The sequence below is a fragment of the Natrinema sp. LN54 genome (assembly GCF_052439245.1).
GTDB classification, from domain to species: domain Archaea; phylum Halobacteriota; class Halobacteria; order Halobacteriales; family Natrialbaceae; genus Natrinema; species Natrinema versiforme_A.
This window is the reverse complement of sequence record NZ_JBQVRP010000008.1, coordinates 24,609-40,482: the sequence shown is the minus strand read 5'-3', so window position 1 is coordinate 40,482 and position 15,874 is coordinate 24,609. Positions and strand designations below refer to the sequence as shown.

Below are 15,874 nucleotides of genomic sequence, written 5' to 3'. Positions count from 1 at the left end.
CGAGGGAGGTGACCGTTCCCGTCCTGAGTCGGACGATCTGAACGGCGCCGTCGGTAGCGTCGGCAACGTCTGACGGTGAACGTGATGTCCCCTTCATTTCGTCGGTCTGCCACCTCGTCGTCTTCGTACTTGACATCGTGGGATCACAGACGGCCGTCTCAAACTCGAAACGAACTACGTAATCGTCCGTTCGACGATGACCTTGTTCCGATTCCGATGTGGTAGGAATCGTCTGTCCCCGCATATACGGGGAGTTCATACGAACCGTTGTACCATGGGAGATCACACTGAGTCGTCCGGATCGGGGATATCACGCCGCAAGCTCTGCATCGCGGCCGGTGCCACGGGTATCTCGGCTCTCGCGGGCTGTTCGACATCGACGAATCCGTCTCGAGCCGAGAGCGCGGCGACGATAACGGACCACTCCTCGCCGGACCTCGAGAAGTGGGTCGAAGAGGTCCCTCGGCCGGGCGTCGCTGAGTCGTCCGGAACGAAGGACGGGCACCCTCGCTACGAGATCGAGATGCGCGAGGTCGAACAGAAACTCCACCGAGATCTCCCAGAGACGACCGTCTGGGGGTACGACGGACAGTTCCCCGGCCCGACGATCGAAGCCGAGCAGGGCGAGCCGATCTACGTCCGCTGGACGAACGACCTTCCGGACGAGCATCTCATGCCCGAGGACACCACGATTCACAGTGACATCATTCCGTACGATACACCGGGCGTCCGGACCGTGACGCATCTCCACGGCGGAAACGTCGAGTCCGAGAGCGACGGTCACGCACAGGCGTGGTACACTCGCGACTTCCAAGAGACGGGGCCGGAGTTCGCGAAGAAAGACTACTACTACGTGAACGACCAGCCCCCGGCGACGCTGTGGTATCACGACCACTCGCTCGGTATCACGCGACTCAACGTGTATGCCGGGCTCGCCGGGTTCTATCTCCTGCGGAACGATCACGAACGGAGCCTCGATCTGCCCAAGGGCGAGTACGAGATCCCGCTGGTGTTTCAGGACCGGAGTTTCGAGGAGAACGGTTCGCTGTTCTATCCGACGGCCGTCTCGGACGAGCAAGGCGGCAGCGACGAGTCACATCCCGACCCGAGTATCGTTCCGCAGTTCTATGGGGACACATCCGTCGTCAACGGGAAGGTCTGGCCGCGACTCTCTGTCGAACCCAGATCGTATCGGCTCCGGCTCCTCAACGGGTCGAATAGCCGATATTATACCCTCAAACTCCGCCAGTACGACGAGTCGTCGGGCGAGGTCGGCGATGCTGGACCGTCGTTCGTCCAGATCGGGAACGATGGCGGCCTCCTCTCGTCTCCGGTCGAGATCGAGGACCGCCTCGAGCTCGGTGCCGGCCAGCGCGCCGACGTCGTCGTCGACTTCTCCGAATACGCCGGCGAGACGCTGCTGCTCCACAACAATGCGCCCGCCCAGTATCGCGGTGCGACAGGCTCGGACGACGACATCGTTTCTCTCCCCGAGATCATGCTCGTAGACGTGGGCGACGACGGGAACTCACAGGACGCTTCCGAACTCCCAGAGGAGCTGACCCGCGTTCCGGACATCCCAGTCGATTCGGTCGATAACGAGCGATATCTCACGCTCAACGGCGGCACGGCCGACGACTATGGCCGACAACTCTTCTTGCTCGGAACGGAAGCCGAGCGCGACGGTCTCAAAATCACCGTCCCCGTGACCGAAGAACCCGCACTCGGTGACACCGAGATCTGGAGCTTCGCCAACCGAAGTGCGATGTCACATCCGATGCACCTCCACCTCGTCCACTTCCAGATGTTAGGCCGACAGCCGATCGGAGACTACGATCCGGCCGAGGACGAGATCGACCTCGACGCACTCGAGGCGCCTGAGCCGTACGAACGAGGATGGAACGACGTGGTCACCGTTGATCCCGGCGAAGTAGTTCACGTAATCGTCTACTTCGGAGAGCACGACGGACTGTTCAACGATCAGACGGGCACGTACATGTGGCACTGTCACATGCTCGAACACGAGGACCACGACATGATGCGGCCGTTCACCGTCCGACCGAACGACGGGGACGCCGATAGCGCCAACAATTCGACGACCCGCCGCTGAAGCAGTGGCGGGAGATTCCCGTCGCGAAACGGGCGCGAGAGCGATTCGAGAGAAGTGAGAGTACGGTGAGTCGCGGTCGGTGGACGATCAGCTCTGAGCGGGCACTTCGGTGTCGACCTCGGCGTGTTCGTACTTATCCTCGAACTCCTGAATGAGTTGTCCCATCTTCGCGTACCAGTCGTTCAGCTTTCGCTGCATATCGTTCGCGATCTGGGTCGGGTCCGTCGGATAGTAGACGTGGTAGTAGCCGCCCTGCTCGTAGTTGATCTGCTCTTTCTGGATGAAGCCGCTCTTGAGCAACCGCTGGATCGATCGGTACGCGGTCGACCGCTCCCGGTCGACTCGCTCGGCGACCTCGTCGATCGTCAGCGCTTCTTCGCTTTTGACCATTACCCGGAAACAGTCCTTATCGAGTTGTTTGAGACCGTGGATGCACTCTAGCAACCCTTCGCACTCCATATCCTGCTGTAGTTGCTCTGCCATTGAGTTAGCCATTTTACTATCTCATGATAGGAACCACACCGGTATAAGGGTTGTGTGGGTATTGTACAATCTCGATGAGCCGCGATCGACTCGGACGAGTAGGGATAATGACGTCAATCTGCAGACGTCGCAGCCGCATTCGACCGCTTTCGCATCGTCGTGATCGTGCTATAGATCACGGCCCCGCTGACCATGAACGCCGAGAGTAGGATCAAGGCAAAGCTGAGCGTATTCAGCACGTCCATCCCGAAGTAGTCGCCGGCCTGCCGGAACGCGACAGCGATCGAACCACCGACCAGCATTAGTCCGAAATAGATCTTGATGTCGTCTTCGTCAACGATGCCGGTCGCGGCCGAGCCGATCCGGGCACCGAGCGCACTCCCCGCAAGTAGCGGCGCGACGATCGAGAGGTCGACGCCGCCGTTGAGTCCGTAGGTGAACGCGCCGAACCCGCCCGAGAAGACGATCTCGAAGAGGTCGGTCCCGACCGCGACGGGAACCGGGACGCCGATGAGGTAGACCATCGCGGGCATCTTGACGAAACCGCCACCGACACCCAGAAAGCCCGACAACAGGCCCGTGGTGAACGCGACGGCCAAAATCAACCAGAGCGAGACCTGGATTCCGCCAGCGACCGTCATCATCGGCGGGATGCGGTAGGACTGAATCCGCTTCGCGAGGGGTGGAATCGCGTCCGGGTCGAACTCCTCGTCGGACTCGTGGTGGCTGCCACCTGAATCGTCTCCGCCGTCGTTCACGAGCGCGTTTCGGGTGACGAACAGCCCGACCGAACCCAACAGGACGACATACGTGACGCCGATGGCACCGCTGGCGAGCCCCAGCTCCTCGAGGTAGTACACCACTCGACTCCCCACCTCGATGCCGCTCGTCGTCCCGACGATCATCAACCCGCCGAGTTTGTAGTCGACCTGGCCGAGATCGCGGTGTTTCAGCGTTGCGATCGTGGCCGTCCCGAACACGAAGGCCATGCCGCTTCCAACGGCGACTCTGGCGGGATACCCCATCACGAGTAACGCGGGCGTGACGAGGAACGAGCCGCCCATTCCGAAGAAGCCGAACAGCACGCCGACCATGAAGCCGAAGCTCACGAACAGTATGAGCGTCGTCAGGGCGATTCCGAATGGCTCCATCTATGCGCGTGTGATTTTCTCGACGATCGGCGTTGCGACTCGCTCGAGTGCGCCGTACCCGACGTAGAGGACGAACGCTTCGAGGAGGACGGCGCCGACGAGAGCGCCTGACTGTACTGCTGACGAAGACGCAGCGAGGTCGATCATCGCGATCGACCACCACCGTTCGGTTGTGTGCATCTCATGGGTTTCTGCTCAGTATCGTCTACCAGGAGGGTGGCTATAACGCTTTTGGGAATCTCGTACAATATTATAGCAGCCAATCTCACGACTATCCTACGAGGATATTCGGATAAGTTATACTGATACCTGGTTCGTTCCGCAAGCCGTCTATACAGTTCATGCGCGGTCGAGGCAACTGTCTCACGCGATTCTGCCGATTACATTCGTGACGTCTTACTGGCGTACGGTCGCCGATGGACAGGTCGCAGTCCGTATCGTTCGCGATCGACCTCCTGCTTTCGGTATTGTTTACCGAAAACAATATCATGTCGACGAACCTACGGGTAGTATGAAAGCAATCTGTGCGACCGATCTCTCCGCCGCCAGCGAGGCGACGATCGAGAGCGAGACCTGTCTCGAGTGCCTCGGCCGAATCGGCGTCGAGGAGATCCACCTCGTAACCGTGATCCCGTTGAACGTCCACGCAGGCATGCCCGGAATAGACTTCGAGGAACGACGCGAGCAGGCGCTCGATCGCTACCGCCGTGTCATCCAAAAGGCGGGCCTCGACGTCGAGGCGCACATCGTCCGCGGCACGCCCCATCGGCGAATCAACGGCGTCGCCGAGGCGGTCGGCGCCAGCCTCACGGTCGTCGGCTCGCGTGGGAAGAGTCCGCTCGAGAACCGCGTTATCGGATCGACTGCACGCAACCTCGCGCGGACGACGGTCGTTCCACTGCTGGTAAACCGGATCGAACGCGGGGCGGACGAGCCAGCTGTCGTCCGCGAACACTTGTTTCGGCGAATGCTGTTTGCGACGGACTTCTCGGAGAACGCCGAGCGGGCGTTCGAGGCGTTCTCGTACCTCCGTCACGCGACGCAGGAGGCGACGCTGGTCCACGTCGAAACGCCGAAGGATCCGGCGCTTCCGGAGGGCGCTGACCCCGAAGTGCGATTAGCAGAGCTGGCGACCAGGCTCGATAACTGGGAGATCGAGACGCGAACAGCAATTCGACAGGGCGATCCGGCGAACGAGATCCTTGCCGTCGAGGACGAGTATGAACCGACGACGATCCTCGTCGGCTCGCGCGGACACAGCCGGCTCCGCCGACTCTTGCTCGGAAGCGTCTCCGAAGACGTCGTCGCACGGGCGGACGGGAACGTCATGCTGATCCCGCCGGACAGAGCAGCCTGATCGGCGACTCGAAACGTCGCCTCGAGGGAACCGAACGCGTCCGCCGGTAGTCTCAGAGCTCCAGAAGAAGCATCGAGCCGTAGCCGAGTCCGAACGCGAGGACGAACGACCCCGCCCAGGCGGCGACCGTGAGTCCCAGCTTTCGGGGGCTGACACCGTCCCCACCGGCGACCGCGAGCCCGCTGCCGACGATGGCGCTCACGATGATCTCGTTGAACGAGACCGGGACACCCAGCGAGACCGCGGTCTGTGCGATGAGAAACGAGGGGACGAGCGTCGAAATCGATCGGCGCGGCCCCAGCGACGCGTACTCCTGTGAGATCGACTTGATCATCCGGGGTGCGCTCGTCCAGGAGCCGACGAGGATCCCGACACCGCCGCCGAGTAACAACACGAGTGGCGACACCATCGATAAGTCCTCGAGCAGCGGGAACAGCGGGCCGACGGCCAGCCCGACCTGACTCGCGCCCGCCGAGAACGCCACGAGCGCACCCAGCGAGAGCAGGAACCGGCGCAGACCGCCGACCTGATCGCGACCGACGTCCCATCGAACGACGGACGCGGCGATGGCTCCGAAACCGAGCGAGACCGCAATCGTGGCGGCGACGCCGTCGACGGGAACCAGCGCGACCCCGGCGATGGCGAGCGTGCCCCCGAGCGACGAACAGAACGAGAACTCGAGGTTCGCGACTACGACACCGACGATTCCGGCGAGGATCGGAACGCTGACGTCCTCGGGGACGTCGGGTCGCGGGAGGGTACTGGCGAGCCCGTAGGCGATGCCGCCGCCCACGAACGGCGTGAGTACCCAGACCGCGCCAATTTCGGCGTACTTCCCCCAGGCAGGATCACCGCCGAGCGCGAAGCCGACCCCGATGACCGATCCGGTCACGGTGAACGCGGTCGCGATAGGGTACCCGGTGGAGATCCCGATCGCCATCAGGCCGGCGCCGAGAAACAACACGACAATGACGCCGGTGATCGGGAGCGTGACGCCCTCGACGAGGCCACTCCCGACGGCTTTCGAGACGCTCGCACCCTGCGTCACCGCGCCGGCGAACCCGAGGAGACCGACGAGAAACGCGGCCTTCATCGTTGAGATCGCATTCGCGCCGACCGCCGGTGCGAACGGGGTCGCGCCGCTCGAACCGGCGCCGATCACCCAAGCCATGAACAGGCTTGCGAGAACGGCGGCTGCGAACAGTAGTATCGTTCCTGGATCCATTAGACGAACCGCCTCCGTTTCAGCTTGTGAGACACGAAATGCGAACGTCGCTAATCGGCACCTGCCGGGGCCGTGGCGGCCGCGGTGCGCTTGCTTCGCCAGACTCCCTGCAGGTAGGCGCCGGCGAACATGCCGGCGATTGCCCACAGGATAGTGACATTGCCGACGCCGAGGCTGGCGTAGGCGGCGCCGGGACAGATTCCCGAGAGCCCCCAGCCGACGCCGAAGATCGTGCCGCCGATCAGGACGTTCCGGTCGAACGGCTTCAGCCGGCGTTCGTACCGATCGCCCGTCAGCGGCGCGCTATCTCGGATCCGCGGCATCACGGCGAAGGCGACCCCGGAGACGATCGCCGCGCCGAACATGACGAACAGCAGTCCGAAGTCCTCGAACTGCAGGAAGTTCAGCACGACCTCCGGACGCGCCATCTGGCTGAACCCGAGCCCGAACCCGAAGATCATGCCGCCGACGAGTATCAGCGGCATGAACAGCGGGTGGCGGTCCTCGCTCATGGTGACACCCCCATCGCGGCGACGATTTGAGCGGTCCCGATGGCGACAGTCAGAAACGTCACCACGCCGACGAGCGACGTCTTCGACGCCGAGCCGACGCCGCAGACCCCATGGCCGGACGTACATCCCTTGCCGATCCGGGTGCCGATCCCGACCAGGATGCCGCCCAGGAACAGCCGCCACGGCTGGACGGTAGTCGACCAGAGCGTCACGCCGCCGATCTCGTACAGTTCACCGGTCGTTCCGGCCTCGTAGAGCGACGTCGTTATCACCCCGGACTGGACCGTCGCCGCGAACGCCAGCCCGCCCAGGATGATGCCGAGCGTGAACACGACGCGCCAATCCCGGGACGAAACGTACTGCTGGAACCGCGACTGTCCGGAGACGTACGATAGCGTCGACTCGAGGAACGTGCTCGCCCCGGCCGGGATCCCGGTCCCGACGTAGATCACGACCGCACCGAGACCGACGAGCAAACCGCCGACTGCGTAGCGACTAATCCCACTGGGGAACAGCTCGGCGGCCAGTTGGAGCGGGACTGGGCCAGTTACCATTGGATATTAGTCACCGGCTAGGGACTCCTGACTCGCGGCGCAGTTGTTCGGACCGAGCTCGAGTTCGAACGCCTCCTCGTCGTCAGCCTCCTGCTGTCCGAGATTGGTGGGGATGATGTCCTCGTAGTTGGCCGGACGGGGCGGCATATCCGAGAGGATCAGGTCGACGAACTCGTCTTCGTCCATCGTCAGCGCGTCCATCTCCGCCTCGAGCTGGCCGATCGGTGCCGTGTAGGTGCCGTCGTCGGCGGGCTCGGCGGAGTCGCTGAAGTGCGCCCCGCCGATCAGCGTGTCGTCAGGCAGGGTCAGCACGCGCTCTTGCAGCGTCTCGTAGAGCTGTCGCGCGGCGTCTTCCGCGCCCTCGTCGCCCTCCTCTAAGTCAGGGCGGGCGACGCTCTCGACGAACAGCCCATCGCCGGTCGCGAGCAGCGAATCGTCGATCAGGTACGAGGTCATCCCGGAGGTGTGTCCGGGCGTGTAGACGGTCTCGATCGTCGCGTCGCCGACTTCGAACTCGTCGCCGTCTGCCGCGAGAGTCATCTCGTCGGCGTAGGTGACGCCGCGGTCGACCGCCACCTCGGGGATGACTCCCTCGACGCCTTCCGCGTCGAGATTACGGACGCCCGAGATGTGGTCTGCGTGGATGTGTGTGTCGATCGCGTACTGGAGGTCGGCGCCGAGGTCGACGACATCCTCGAGGTACCGATCCGCGAACGTGCGCAGCGGATCGATCACGGCCGCCTCGTTGCCGTCGACGACGAGATAGCCGAGACAGCCGCTCGAGGAACGCTGGTACTGGTAGAGTGTCCCAGCACCGTCGTAGCGTTCGACTTCCACGCGCTCGTAGATACGCGCCCAGCCGTTCATCCCATCCTCAAGGTGATCGACGTCGTACCCGCGCTCTTTCAGCGTCGCGGCGACGTACTCGCTCGAGCCCCCCTTCGCACAGAGAACCGTAATTTCGCGGTCATCGGGAATCCGTGCAAGGACGTCGCCGTCAATTTCGTCGTCCAGGAACTCGAAGTACGGAATGTTGATCGATTCGACGGTCTCTCCGTCGATCTTCCACTCGTTGTACTCCGATTCCATACGGGTATCGAGGAGCGTGACGTCCTCGCCCGCGTCGATTCGGTCCTTCAATCCGTTTGGACTGACCGATTCGATCTCGACGTCCGGCATTGGAAGATCCATATCATCCATGTTGTACGGTTTCCAGTATCGGCCACTGGCACTTAAGGGTTTGTATAGTAATTCCTATTACCCACAATACAGACTAGCCAATCACTTCCTTATTGAGGATAAATGCGCGTATGAGGGGGATACTAACTATTTCATACCCTGCTCTGGTCCAAGGGTGTTCGTGTATTGTACAATAATCGGAGGCCTTATATGGATGCCACCAATATTGTGTGATAGCTCCAATATGGAGCACAAAACGAAATCATGAGTTCGGAATACCAGAGCACGGAGACGCTAGACGTGAAAGGACAGTCCTGCCCGATGCCTATCGTGAAGACCAAGCAAGCGATCGACGAGCTCGAGGCCGGCGACGTCCTCGAGGTCGTCGCGACTGACTCGGGCAGCATGAGCGACATTCAGGGGTGGGCCGACGGCACCGACGGCGTCGAACTCCTCGAGCAGGTCGAAGGGGACGACATCTACACCCACTACGTGAAGAAAACCGAATAATGAGCACGGACAATCAAACGACACCGCTCGAAGACGGCGAGGCGGACGCCGAATCCAACCCCGAGATCGATACCGCCGAGTTGCAGGCCCTACGCGAGCGCGTCGAGGAGTTAGAGAAGTCCCTCGCAGAGGCGGATCTGAGCGACAACCAAAAGAAGATGACGATCGTGGCGACGCAGGGCAGTTTTGACATGGCGTATCCGCCGCTGATCCTCGCGAGCACCGCGGCCGCGTTCGGCTGGGAGGTCGTCGTCTTCCACACGTTCTGGGGGCTCGACATTCTCCACGAGGAGAAGTCGAAAGATCTCAAATTGAGTGCCGTCGGCAATCCCAACATGCCTGTCCCGAACGCCGTCGCCGCGCTCCCCGGCATGGATACGATAGCCACGAAGATGATGCAGAAGAAGATCGACGACAACGGGACCGCCACCATCGAGGAACTGATCGACCTCTCGCTCGAGAGCGGCGTCGATCTGCAGGCCTGTCAGATGACGATCGAGCTGATGGACTACGACGAGGACGACTTCCACGACGGCGTCACCACCGGCGTCGGCGCGGCCACCGCGTTGCAGCACATGGCTGAATCCGACATCCAGCTCCTCGTCTGAGCCATGACCGACACCGAGTCCACGCGCTCAAAGCCGAGCCTGCGCGTCCTTGAAGCGATTGCCGACGCGGAAGATGTCTCGCCGATTATCCTCAAGCCACCGCTCAACGACGTTGTGGATCCTGCTGCGCTGGACCGATTATTTGAACCGACCGCTGCTGACGACTCGGTCCGAAGCGGACACGTTTCGTTCCGGTACCGGGGGTATGACGTAACAATCTCTTCGGATGGGGCCGTCAAACTGTCGTAAGAAGAGTTTGGGATTCGATTCTACGACCCTCGGCTATTGTCATTTTCATCCACTACTACACCCGTCGGTTGAATCATGTGACGCAGAGGTCTGGAATCGATTAATTACTGAGCAAGTCGTACTCTACTTGCTATCTGTTTCTCTTCTAGCTAGGGAGAAACAAAGCCACGCATCAAAATTATCCTCCGAGGTTGTGAAAGTTGAGACTACAAGGGGTTAGCGGGCCCGTGATGCGTTGTTTCAGTCGAATTTCGTCACGGAATCAGACTTAGGGAGTCTCTGAGAACACCATTCTTGTTCACTTCTCAACTGTTTCAGCGATTTTTTCGAGAATATACCCAGTGTTACCACTCAAGAACAGGTATTTGGCCGGCCTGAGCGGCTGTCTATCCGATTCCCGTCTCCTTCTTCAAGAGTGTAAGTTTATTATCCGCTGTCACAATCGGCAAATGCTCGTACTCGTCAGTCAACTCGACCTGCACGAGCAAATCGACGGCTCTCCAGATCGAGTACAGCAGGCAGGCGAACGCGAAGTAGAAGAATCGCAGCCCGAAATTCTTCGACGTCGTCGCGGCCATGAATCGCTTGATCGACCTGTAGCCGCTCTCGATTTCCCACCGACACCCGTACTCAGTGAGAAATCCGCTCACGGTATTGGTCATAAACACCGAGTACTGCCGGTGGTCGTCGTGCTCAGCGTTCTCTTTGCGCCGGTAGATCAGCGTCGTTGAGTGCCACTCGTTGTTTCCGAGGTGGAGCTTCCGGTCGGTCTCGTACCGATCTTGGCCGTGTTGGAGCAACCGCTTTGCCTGAGCTTTCTCGCTGGTCTGCATCCGTTTCGGGACGACATACGACAGCCTGCGCTGGCTGATCATCTCCAGGACGTGCTGGCTATCGAACTCCCGGTCCATCAGGACGTTATCGACGTGGACCAGTTCCTCGGTAGAGTCCAACAAGTCTTCGACGATCTCTTTGCGTGACTCACCCCTCCGAACTGGACGAGCATCCAGCACAATTGGAACCGCATTGCCGACCAACTGGACAGTGGCCCACTGGTAGGCGTACTCGTCGGTGTTCTCCTTCGTGCCGATGATCTCATCCTCGTGGCCCGTTCGATCACCGGTGAAGGGGTCAGCTTCGGTAATGTCGATGGCAACGATCCCAGCTCGGAAGAACTGCTCTGTCTCCGCAACTTCGTTCAGGAGCCAATTGATGGCCTGCCGGTACATCTCTCGGACCTGTGGAATCGAGAGGTCGCGGATGTGCTCGCGATGGGCGTGCCCCAGCGGTGTCCGGTCACGCGTCGATTCATAGACGAAACTGCGAGCCCCTTCGTTCGCAGCCAGTCTCTCGCGAAGTCCGAGATACGTCTGTAAATCCCAGAAGGCGTTCTGGTGGATTTCACAGCCCTCACCACGATCCAACGAGAACGCTGGGAAGACGACGCGGCTGACGTGGTCCGTAATCGGTGCCGCTTCGTCGAGGACAGCTTGATCGTCTGGGTGTGGTTCGTCCTCTTTGTCGTGAGATGGAAGGTGCCGTTCTGGTTCGCGCGGAACAGCGACACCCGCGTTCTGGGCTTTGATGAGGATGGTCCGCGCAGCTGTCTCGACTGTATTGCGAAGCTCGGCAGTGAATCGGTTGTGCCAGCTGCGCCACAGCGTCGATTGGTCCGGTACTACCTCCAGGTCTAATTGTTCACAGAGTTCTGGACGACAATTGAAGTACTCAACGAGTGCCGTCTCGTTATCCCATCCGTAGAGTTCCTTCAGAACGAACACCCGAAAAAGCGCATCCATCTTGTAGCGTCTTGCATTCGCGTAGCGGTCGTGGGCCTCGAACCGGAAGTAGGCTAACGGGAGCGAGCAGACGAACTGCTCAACTGAGTCGTGAGTGTCGTGTTTGAATCAGATTCCCGAGACGATGCGAACGTCCGATTCCAACCCGGCAAGCGAGGTTCGGTCGTACAGTGGTGTTGAATCGTATACTGGCCAGTCAGCGTACGACCGTCGTGCGATTCGTCGGAAGACAGCTCGGCGAGACTCACGAACCGTAGTCACTACGAGATACTGGCCACGACACACTCAAGAATCCGTCCAACCGATCAGTACAGGTGAAGAACACGTCGCTCAGTATTAGTAACAGTCTTCCGTAATCGCAAATACTACGTCGGCGGAGTCAGTCGTCAGGTAGGTTCCGGGAGGATAGTCGGGATTATCATAAGAGGGAAGTGATTCAAACGCATCTCTAACTTCTTCTATTTCATCGTCTGATTTTGGAGAGATATTGAATTGCTCATATTCTCCGCTTTTCCTTGTTGTTGTCGTATATTACTTATTCGAATTAGTTGCCTTCTCAAAAATACGCTTTATACTACCAATAGCCAGCAGGTGTTCCTCTTCGGCAGAGACTATTTGAGCGTCTTCTGGTGGCTCTTCAAGTATTTCGATATGAAGTGAACAGGAGAGTTGAGGAGTTTCTTCGGTTCCATTTGTTTCAGTTGAATTGTTATTTTCTTCTCTGGTTGGCGTCTCTGTTTCATCGTTGGCAGTAAGACACCCTGCAAAAAAGGGCAAGAGGCCGACACCAGTAGACCCAAGAATCTGGCGGCGATTCATAGTAAAGTAATGATAATTCACTGTCATAAGTCTTCTCATAGGTTAAACAGCCGTTTTATTCTCTGGTACTTGTTCAGTGCGCAGACCTACCCAATAGCCGTTGCAGAATAGAGTGTAATCAAGAACCAAACAAAACTATCCTCCGAGACATGGCGAAACTCTATGCATTGAGATGACTGGTCTCAACTACTGGCACCATGCAGAGATATAGCGGTAATAGGTTTGTACAGTGTTCTGTTTGATCCCTCGGTCACCGGCGAGTACCGGTATACTCGCGGAACACGCGTTTGTCGAGGTCCTCAAAGGTGGATTCACGGTCGATATTGTCGGGAACAATCCCGGTCCAGTCGTCGTCGCCACGATCACCGGCGGCCCACTCAGCGAACCGCTCGAGTTCGCGCGCTGCGTTGTGTCGGTAACTCCCGCCGTCGCCCCCACGCCCCTTTCCCTTGTCTTGGAGGTAGCGCTCAAACGAGTCGGTGAGTGGGGTCAATTGTGTTCGTCCGGTGGGTATATTCCGGTCCATAGTGTTCTTTTGAAGTGTCCGACGTAGTCAGTCACACAGACAGACGCCCTTCCCGGATCTGACTCACAGCAAACGGATGGACTGCGATTGCGAGGTCAGTCATTGCTTCCGTCTGTTCTTCAGTTGGACGACCGCCGCCGTAATCGACCACGGTCGGTTCACTCGCGAACTGTATCAGGGTCTTGATGAGCTCAGGTGCTGCACCTGGATCGACGAACGAACAGAAGAACTACCGTTATCGGAGAAAAGTCGATAGCTCAACATCTTCGGCTGCTTAGCGTAGAACGCTCTCACCAAGCAATCTGGTATTTCAATCAACTGTCTTACAGCATCCCAGACCTGTGACAGTGGAACTATCTCGAGTCGCTATTGATGAGGTTTCTGTCAAAAATTAACTTCGTCTAATCTTGGTCATATACTACAATATTCCAGATTCAGGTCTTATTATTGATGTCGCAGTGCTCGGACCACGAGATACCGACCAACCGCTGATCTCCTGCATAAATTGTCTAAAACACGATATTTCCAACACTGTGATTTTTGGCAATTGCCTCAACTATCTAAGCTCTTCTTCTGATTAAGGTTGAACAGTAATCTTAACTATATCGATCGGAGACTGATAGAAAAGCGATTTCGCACCTTGACGATGAGAATTGTCGTTTTACGACTCGTGGGTAGGTAGCTAGGCAGCGTTAGAGACTATATTGAATACTTTATGCACAACTATAACGCATTACAGTCGTACAAATAAGTAAATATATGTGTTCTAACAGAGGTACTAAACTATATAGTTCACTAAATTAGCGTCCAGTATAATATGTTTCTATTGGTGACAAGAACTGGTCTGTCTCGTCCCAAATTCGAAACGGGTATGCCTATTGCGGTTTTCACTAGTGAACGAATGAGTCCGGTTCAGGATAGAAACGAGTATACGGACTCACTTCCTGTGATGTCAGTTGTTGATTCAGACAGTGCACGGGATCGTGACTTAACCATCTGGGGCGTTCTCCTCGCAGCCGGCACCAGCAATCGATACGGAACGGAAAATAAGCTACTTGAGTCAATCAGCGGTGAACCGATCGTCCGGCATGCGACACGGACACTCGTTTCGTCCAGCGTGGATGGCGTCACGGTGGTTGCCGGATACCAAGCGGACGACATTCGAACTGCTGTCAGCGGGCTCGATGTGGAAATACGCGTCAATGACGACTACGAAAAGGGACAGAGCACAAGCGTGCAGACGGGAATAGAAACGGTATGCAAGCACGAGGCCGACGCGGCGGTAATCGCACTTGGTGATATGCCATGCGTTGCATCATCGACGGTCAATCAACTCATCGCCGCATACGTTACTGAAAAACGGCCAGCGCTTGCAGCTGCCTACAGGGGACAGCGTGGAAACCCAGTCCTATTCGATGCTCAGTTCTTCGGTGCACTCCTCAGCGTTACGGGAGACAGCGGTGGCCGACAACTTCTTCTCTCCGCTGACGACGGGGCTGCTGTGGAGACGGCCGATCCCGGGGTTCTCCGGGATATTGACCTCCCGTCTGACTTGCGTAATCTCGAATAATTCTACGACCTTCGACGACTACCGAGAATTGTAGTTTATCACATGTTTCGTATGGATGCCACAGCGGGATTAGGTAATTACTCCCCATGTGATTCGATCCCATATACGTTCATACAGATAGTACGTTCCTGTCTTTAATAAGTTGGTTATAATACCTATATTAATTGCATTACTTATATCACCAGTTATAATCCACGCAATGGTTACGGTAATCGTTAGCATAAACAGTCGATAACACAGCGTTTTGACGATAGCACGTTTTTGGGCTTGTAGCGTTGACTGTGAGATCACGTTCCGCACCATACGATGTCTTGGTGGTTGATCATATAAATAACCGATATTGGCAACACAGTTGCCGATTGATAACCATACTTGGTTTCTTTCATCGGAGTCCCCGCAGTGCTCGTAACGATAGATGCAATCTGTGGCGGACTATCGACTTCGATTTCCACATGTCCGTTACAAACGATCGTTTGTAACTGAGAGCTCTGATAACAATATCGAATCGGATGCGTTCCGCCACGGCAATCTGCGGGGATGCGACATCTGACCTCACCTCTCAGTACTGAACCTCGTATACCCTCGTGTTACACGCATACTTGTGTAACAACCTCCGTATTTTTCCCGAAGATTTATACGTATCTTCCCGGTATGGGAGAACGTCGCAACAATGGAGATCAACGGTGAGCAGACTATCGGACAGGAACCGGAACAGTTGTGGGAAACGCTTCTCGATGCCAAAACGCTCGAGGAGACAATCCCCGGTGCAAAGACCTTAGAGCGAAACGGTGACCATTACGAGGGTACCCTGGAGCGGGGACTCGCAGGCATCTCGTTGACGCTCTCCGCGGATGTCGAAATCGTGGACAAGGAGGAACCGAACTGGCTCGAATGCGAGATCGAGGCCATTGACAACACGATTAACAGTCGCGTCAACGGGACGGCACACGTCGACTTCGAGGCGACCAACGACGGTGAGACGAATCTCGTTTACAAGACGGAGTTCGATTTCTCCGGGAAACTCGCTTCGCTCGGATCACGAATCATCAAACGGAAAGTCAACAAGGACCTCAACACCTTCTTTACCAACGTCGAGGAGTACGTCGAGTCGCAGGAAGCCCACGCATAGTCAAACGGGTCCCATAGCACCCATTTCGTAGCTGGTAGTGACATTGGACACTGCTGGAACTACGTACGCAAAACGAATGCAAAGCGTGTTCAG

At 57.8% G+C, this 15,874-nt stretch carries 16 protein-coding genes and 2 pseudogenes; 7 read left to right on the top strand and 11 right to left on the bottom strand.

Going from position 1 to position 15,874, the window contains the following annotated elements:
* Positions 1 to 274: 274 nt before the first annotated feature.
* Entirely contained in the window at positions 275 to 2,110 is a 1,836-nt protein-coding gene (locus ACT4ML_RS19595) for a multicopper oxidase family protein (protein WP_444722364.1), read from the top strand.
* 87 nt (positions 2,111 to 2,197) lie between these two features.
* Here ACT4ML_RS19595 and ACT4ML_RS19590 read toward each other — a convergent pair whose 3' ends face one another.
* The 3 genes from ACT4ML_RS19590 to ACT4ML_RS19580 all read right to left on the bottom strand — a co-directional run bounded on the left by ACT4ML_RS19590 (position 2,198) and on the right by ACT4ML_RS19580 (position 3,891).
* Positions 2,198 to 2,605, bottom strand: coding sequence for a helix-turn-helix domain-containing protein (locus tag ACT4ML_RS19590; protein ID WP_444722363.1), 408 nt, complete (start codon positions 2,603 to 2,605; stop codon positions 2,198 to 2,200).
* A 101-nt stretch (positions 2,606 to 2,706) separates the two neighbouring features.
* A complete protein-coding gene (locus ACT4ML_RS19585) occupies positions 2,707 to 3,744 on the bottom strand; it encodes a sulfite exporter TauE/SafE family protein (protein WP_444722362.1) in 1,038 nt (345 codons plus the stop codon).
* Positions 3,745 to 3,891: a DUF7512 family protein gene (locus ACT4ML_RS19580; protein ID WP_444722361.1), complete on the bottom strand. Its 147-nt coding sequence runs from the start codon at positions 3,889 to 3,891 to the stop codon at positions 3,745 to 3,747. It lies immediately after the preceding gene.
* A gap of 364 nt (positions 3,892 to 4,255) precedes the next feature.
* On the opposite strand from ACT4ML_RS19580, the gene ACT4ML_RS19575 reads away from it, so the two are divergent.
* Positions 4,256 to 5,101, top strand: coding sequence for a universal stress protein (locus ACT4ML_RS19575; protein ID WP_444722360.1), 846 nt, complete (start codon positions 4,256 to 4,258; stop codon positions 5,099 to 5,101).
* 52 nt (positions 5,102 to 5,153) lie between these two features.
* Here ACT4ML_RS19575 and ACT4ML_RS19570 read toward each other — a convergent pair whose 3' ends face one another.
* The 4 genes from ACT4ML_RS19570 to ACT4ML_RS19555 are packed head-to-tail and all read right to left on the bottom strand — an operon-like array spanning position 5,154 to position 8,592.
* Positions 5,154 to 6,326 (bottom strand): anion permease, encoded by a 1,173-nt coding sequence (locus tag ACT4ML_RS19570; RefSeq protein WP_444722359.1) that lies wholly within the window; start codon positions 6,324 to 6,326, stop codon positions 5,154 to 5,156.
* A 50-nt stretch (positions 6,327 to 6,376) separates the two neighbouring features.
* Positions 6,377 to 6,838 (bottom strand): DUF6691 family protein, encoded by a 462-nt coding sequence (locus tag ACT4ML_RS19565; protein WP_444722358.1) that lies wholly within the window; start codon positions 6,836 to 6,838, stop codon positions 6,377 to 6,379.
* Positions 6,835 to 7,392, bottom strand: coding sequence for a YeeE/YedE family protein (locus ACT4ML_RS19560; RefSeq protein WP_444722357.1), 558 nt, complete (start codon positions 7,390 to 7,392; stop codon positions 6,835 to 6,837). Before ACT4ML_RS19560 ends, ACT4ML_RS19565 begins: the two co-directional genes overlap by 4 nt.
* 6 nt (positions 7,393 to 7,398) lie before the next feature.
* Complete coding sequence (locus ACT4ML_RS19555; protein ID WP_444722356.1) at positions 7,399 to 8,592, bottom strand: MBL fold metallo-hydrolase; 1,194 nt, start codon at positions 8,590 to 8,592, stop codon at positions 7,399 to 7,401.
* A 243-nt stretch (positions 8,593 to 8,835) separates the two neighbouring features.
* Here ACT4ML_RS19555 and ACT4ML_RS19550 point away from each other — a divergent pair, with 243 nt between their 5' ends.
* From ACT4ML_RS19550 to ACT4ML_RS19540, 3 genes are read left to right on the top strand one after another with little or no spacing between them, the layout of a single operon-like run.
* Complete coding sequence (locus tag ACT4ML_RS19550) at positions 8,836 to 9,081, top strand: sulfurtransferase TusA family protein (RefSeq protein ID WP_444722355.1); 246 nt, start codon at positions 8,836 to 8,838, stop codon at positions 9,079 to 9,081.
* Complete coding sequence (locus tag ACT4ML_RS19545; RefSeq protein WP_444722354.1) at positions 9,081 to 9,689, top strand: DsrE/DsrF/DrsH-like family protein; 609 nt, start codon at positions 9,081 to 9,083, stop codon at positions 9,687 to 9,689. The genes ACT4ML_RS19550 and ACT4ML_RS19545 overlap by 1 nt, the downstream gene beginning before the upstream one ends.
* A 3-nt stretch (positions 9,690 to 9,692) precedes the next feature.
* Positions 9,693 to 9,938: a HalOD1 output domain-containing protein gene (locus tag ACT4ML_RS19540; RefSeq protein WP_138246960.1), complete on the top strand. Its 246-nt coding sequence runs from the start codon at positions 9,693 to 9,695 to the stop codon at positions 9,936 to 9,938.
* Between the two features lie 386 nt (positions 9,939 to 10,324).
* Here the strand turns inward: ACT4ML_RS19540 and ACT4ML_RS19535 are convergent.
* The 3 genes and pseudogenes from ACT4ML_RS19535 to ACT4ML_RS19525 form a co-directional block, all read right to left on the bottom strand.
* A pseudogene (locus ACT4ML_RS19535) lies at positions 10,325 to 11,998 on the bottom strand (transposase).
* Between the two features lie 270 nt (positions 11,999 to 12,268).
* On the bottom strand, positions 12,269 to 12,556 hold the full coding sequence (locus ACT4ML_RS19530) for a hypothetical protein (protein WP_444722353.1): 288 nt from the start codon (positions 12,554 to 12,556) through the stop codon (positions 12,269 to 12,271).
* Between the two features lie 192 nt (positions 12,557 to 12,748).
* Positions 12,749 to 13,082, bottom strand: a pseudogene (locus ACT4ML_RS19525) (site-specific integrase); the annotation flags it as partial.
* A 901-nt stretch (positions 13,083 to 13,983) separates the two neighbouring features.
* Between ACT4ML_RS19525 and ACT4ML_RS19520 the strand changes: the two are divergent.
* Positions 13,984 to 14,652, top strand: coding sequence for a nucleotidyltransferase family protein (locus ACT4ML_RS19520; RefSeq protein WP_229504802.1), 669 nt, complete (start codon positions 13,984 to 13,986; stop codon positions 14,650 to 14,652).
* 69 nt (positions 14,653 to 14,721) lie between these two features.
* Here ACT4ML_RS19520 and ACT4ML_RS19515 read toward each other — a convergent pair whose 3' ends face one another.
* Complete coding sequence (locus tag ACT4ML_RS19515) at positions 14,722 to 14,955, bottom strand: DUF2061 domain-containing protein (RefSeq protein ID WP_138246963.1); 234 nt, start codon at positions 14,953 to 14,955, stop codon at positions 14,722 to 14,724.
* Between the two features lie 367 nt (positions 14,956 to 15,322).
* Between ACT4ML_RS19515 and ACT4ML_RS19510 the strand changes: the two genes are divergently transcribed.
* Positions 15,323 to 15,781 carry a CoxG family protein gene (locus ACT4ML_RS19510; RefSeq protein WP_138246964.1) on the top strand — a complete coding sequence of 153 codons (459 nt, stop codon included), beginning with the start codon at positions 15,323 to 15,325 and terminating at the stop codon, positions 15,779 to 15,781.
* The last annotated feature ends 93 nt before the right edge of the window (positions 15,782 to 15,874 follow it).

Excerpts from the sequence above, each read along its gene's own strand:
- ACT4ML_RS19595 (WP_444722364.1), top strand. The coding sequence starts at position 275 with ATGGGAGATCACACTGAGTCGTCCGGATCGGGGATATCACGCCGCAAG.
- ACT4ML_RS19590 (WP_444722363.1), bottom strand. The coding sequence starts at position 2,605 with ATGGCTAACTCAATGGCAGAGCAACTACAGCAGGATATGGAGTGCGAA.
- ACT4ML_RS19585 (WP_444722362.1), bottom strand. The coding sequence starts at position 3,744 with ATGGAGCCATTCGGAATCGCCCTGACGACGCTCATACTGTTCGTGAGC.
- ACT4ML_RS19580 (WP_444722361.1), bottom strand. The coding sequence starts at position 3,891 with ATGATCGACCTCGCTGCGTCTTCGTCAGCAGTACAGTCAGGCGCTCTC.
- ACT4ML_RS19575 (WP_444722360.1), top strand. The coding sequence starts at position 4,256 with ATGAAAGCAATCTGTGCGACCGATCTCTCCGCCGCCAGCGAGGCGACG.
- ACT4ML_RS19570 (WP_444722359.1), bottom strand. The coding sequence starts at position 6,326 with ATGGATCCAGGAACGATACTACTGTTCGCAGCCGCCGTTCTCGCAAGC.
- ACT4ML_RS19565 (WP_444722358.1), bottom strand. The coding sequence starts at position 6,838 with ATGAGCGAGGACCGCCACCCGCTGTTCATGCCGCTGATACTCGTCGGC.
- ACT4ML_RS19560 (WP_444722357.1), bottom strand. The coding sequence starts at position 7,392 with ATGGTAACTGGCCCAGTCCCGCTCCAACTGGCCGCCGAGCTGTTCCCC.
- ACT4ML_RS19555 (WP_444722356.1), bottom strand. The coding sequence starts at position 8,592 with ATGGATGATATGGATCTTCCAATGCCGGACGTCGAGATCGAATCGGTC.
- ACT4ML_RS19550 (WP_444722355.1), top strand. The coding sequence starts at position 8,836 with ATGAGTTCGGAATACCAGAGCACGGAGACGCTAGACGTGAAAGGACAG.
- ACT4ML_RS19545 (WP_444722354.1), top strand. The coding sequence starts at position 9,081 with ATGAGCACGGACAATCAAACGACACCGCTCGAAGACGGCGAGGCGGAC.
- ACT4ML_RS19540 (WP_138246960.1), top strand. The coding sequence starts at position 9,693 with ATGACCGACACCGAGTCCACGCGCTCAAAGCCGAGCCTGCGCGTCCTT.
- ACT4ML_RS19530 (WP_444722353.1), bottom strand. The coding sequence starts at position 12,556 with ATGAATCGCCGCCAGATTCTTGGGTCTACTGGTGTCGGCCTCTTGCCC.
- ACT4ML_RS19520 (WP_229504802.1), top strand. The coding sequence starts at position 13,984 with ATGAGTCCGGTTCAGGATAGAAACGAGTATACGGACTCACTTCCTGTG.
- ACT4ML_RS19515 (WP_138246963.1), bottom strand. The coding sequence starts at position 14,955 with ATGGTGCGGAACGTGATCTCACAGTCAACGCTACAAGCCCAAAAACGT.
- ACT4ML_RS19510 (WP_138246964.1), top strand. The coding sequence starts at position 15,323 with ATGGAGATCAACGGTGAGCAGACTATCGGACAGGAACCGGAACAGTTG.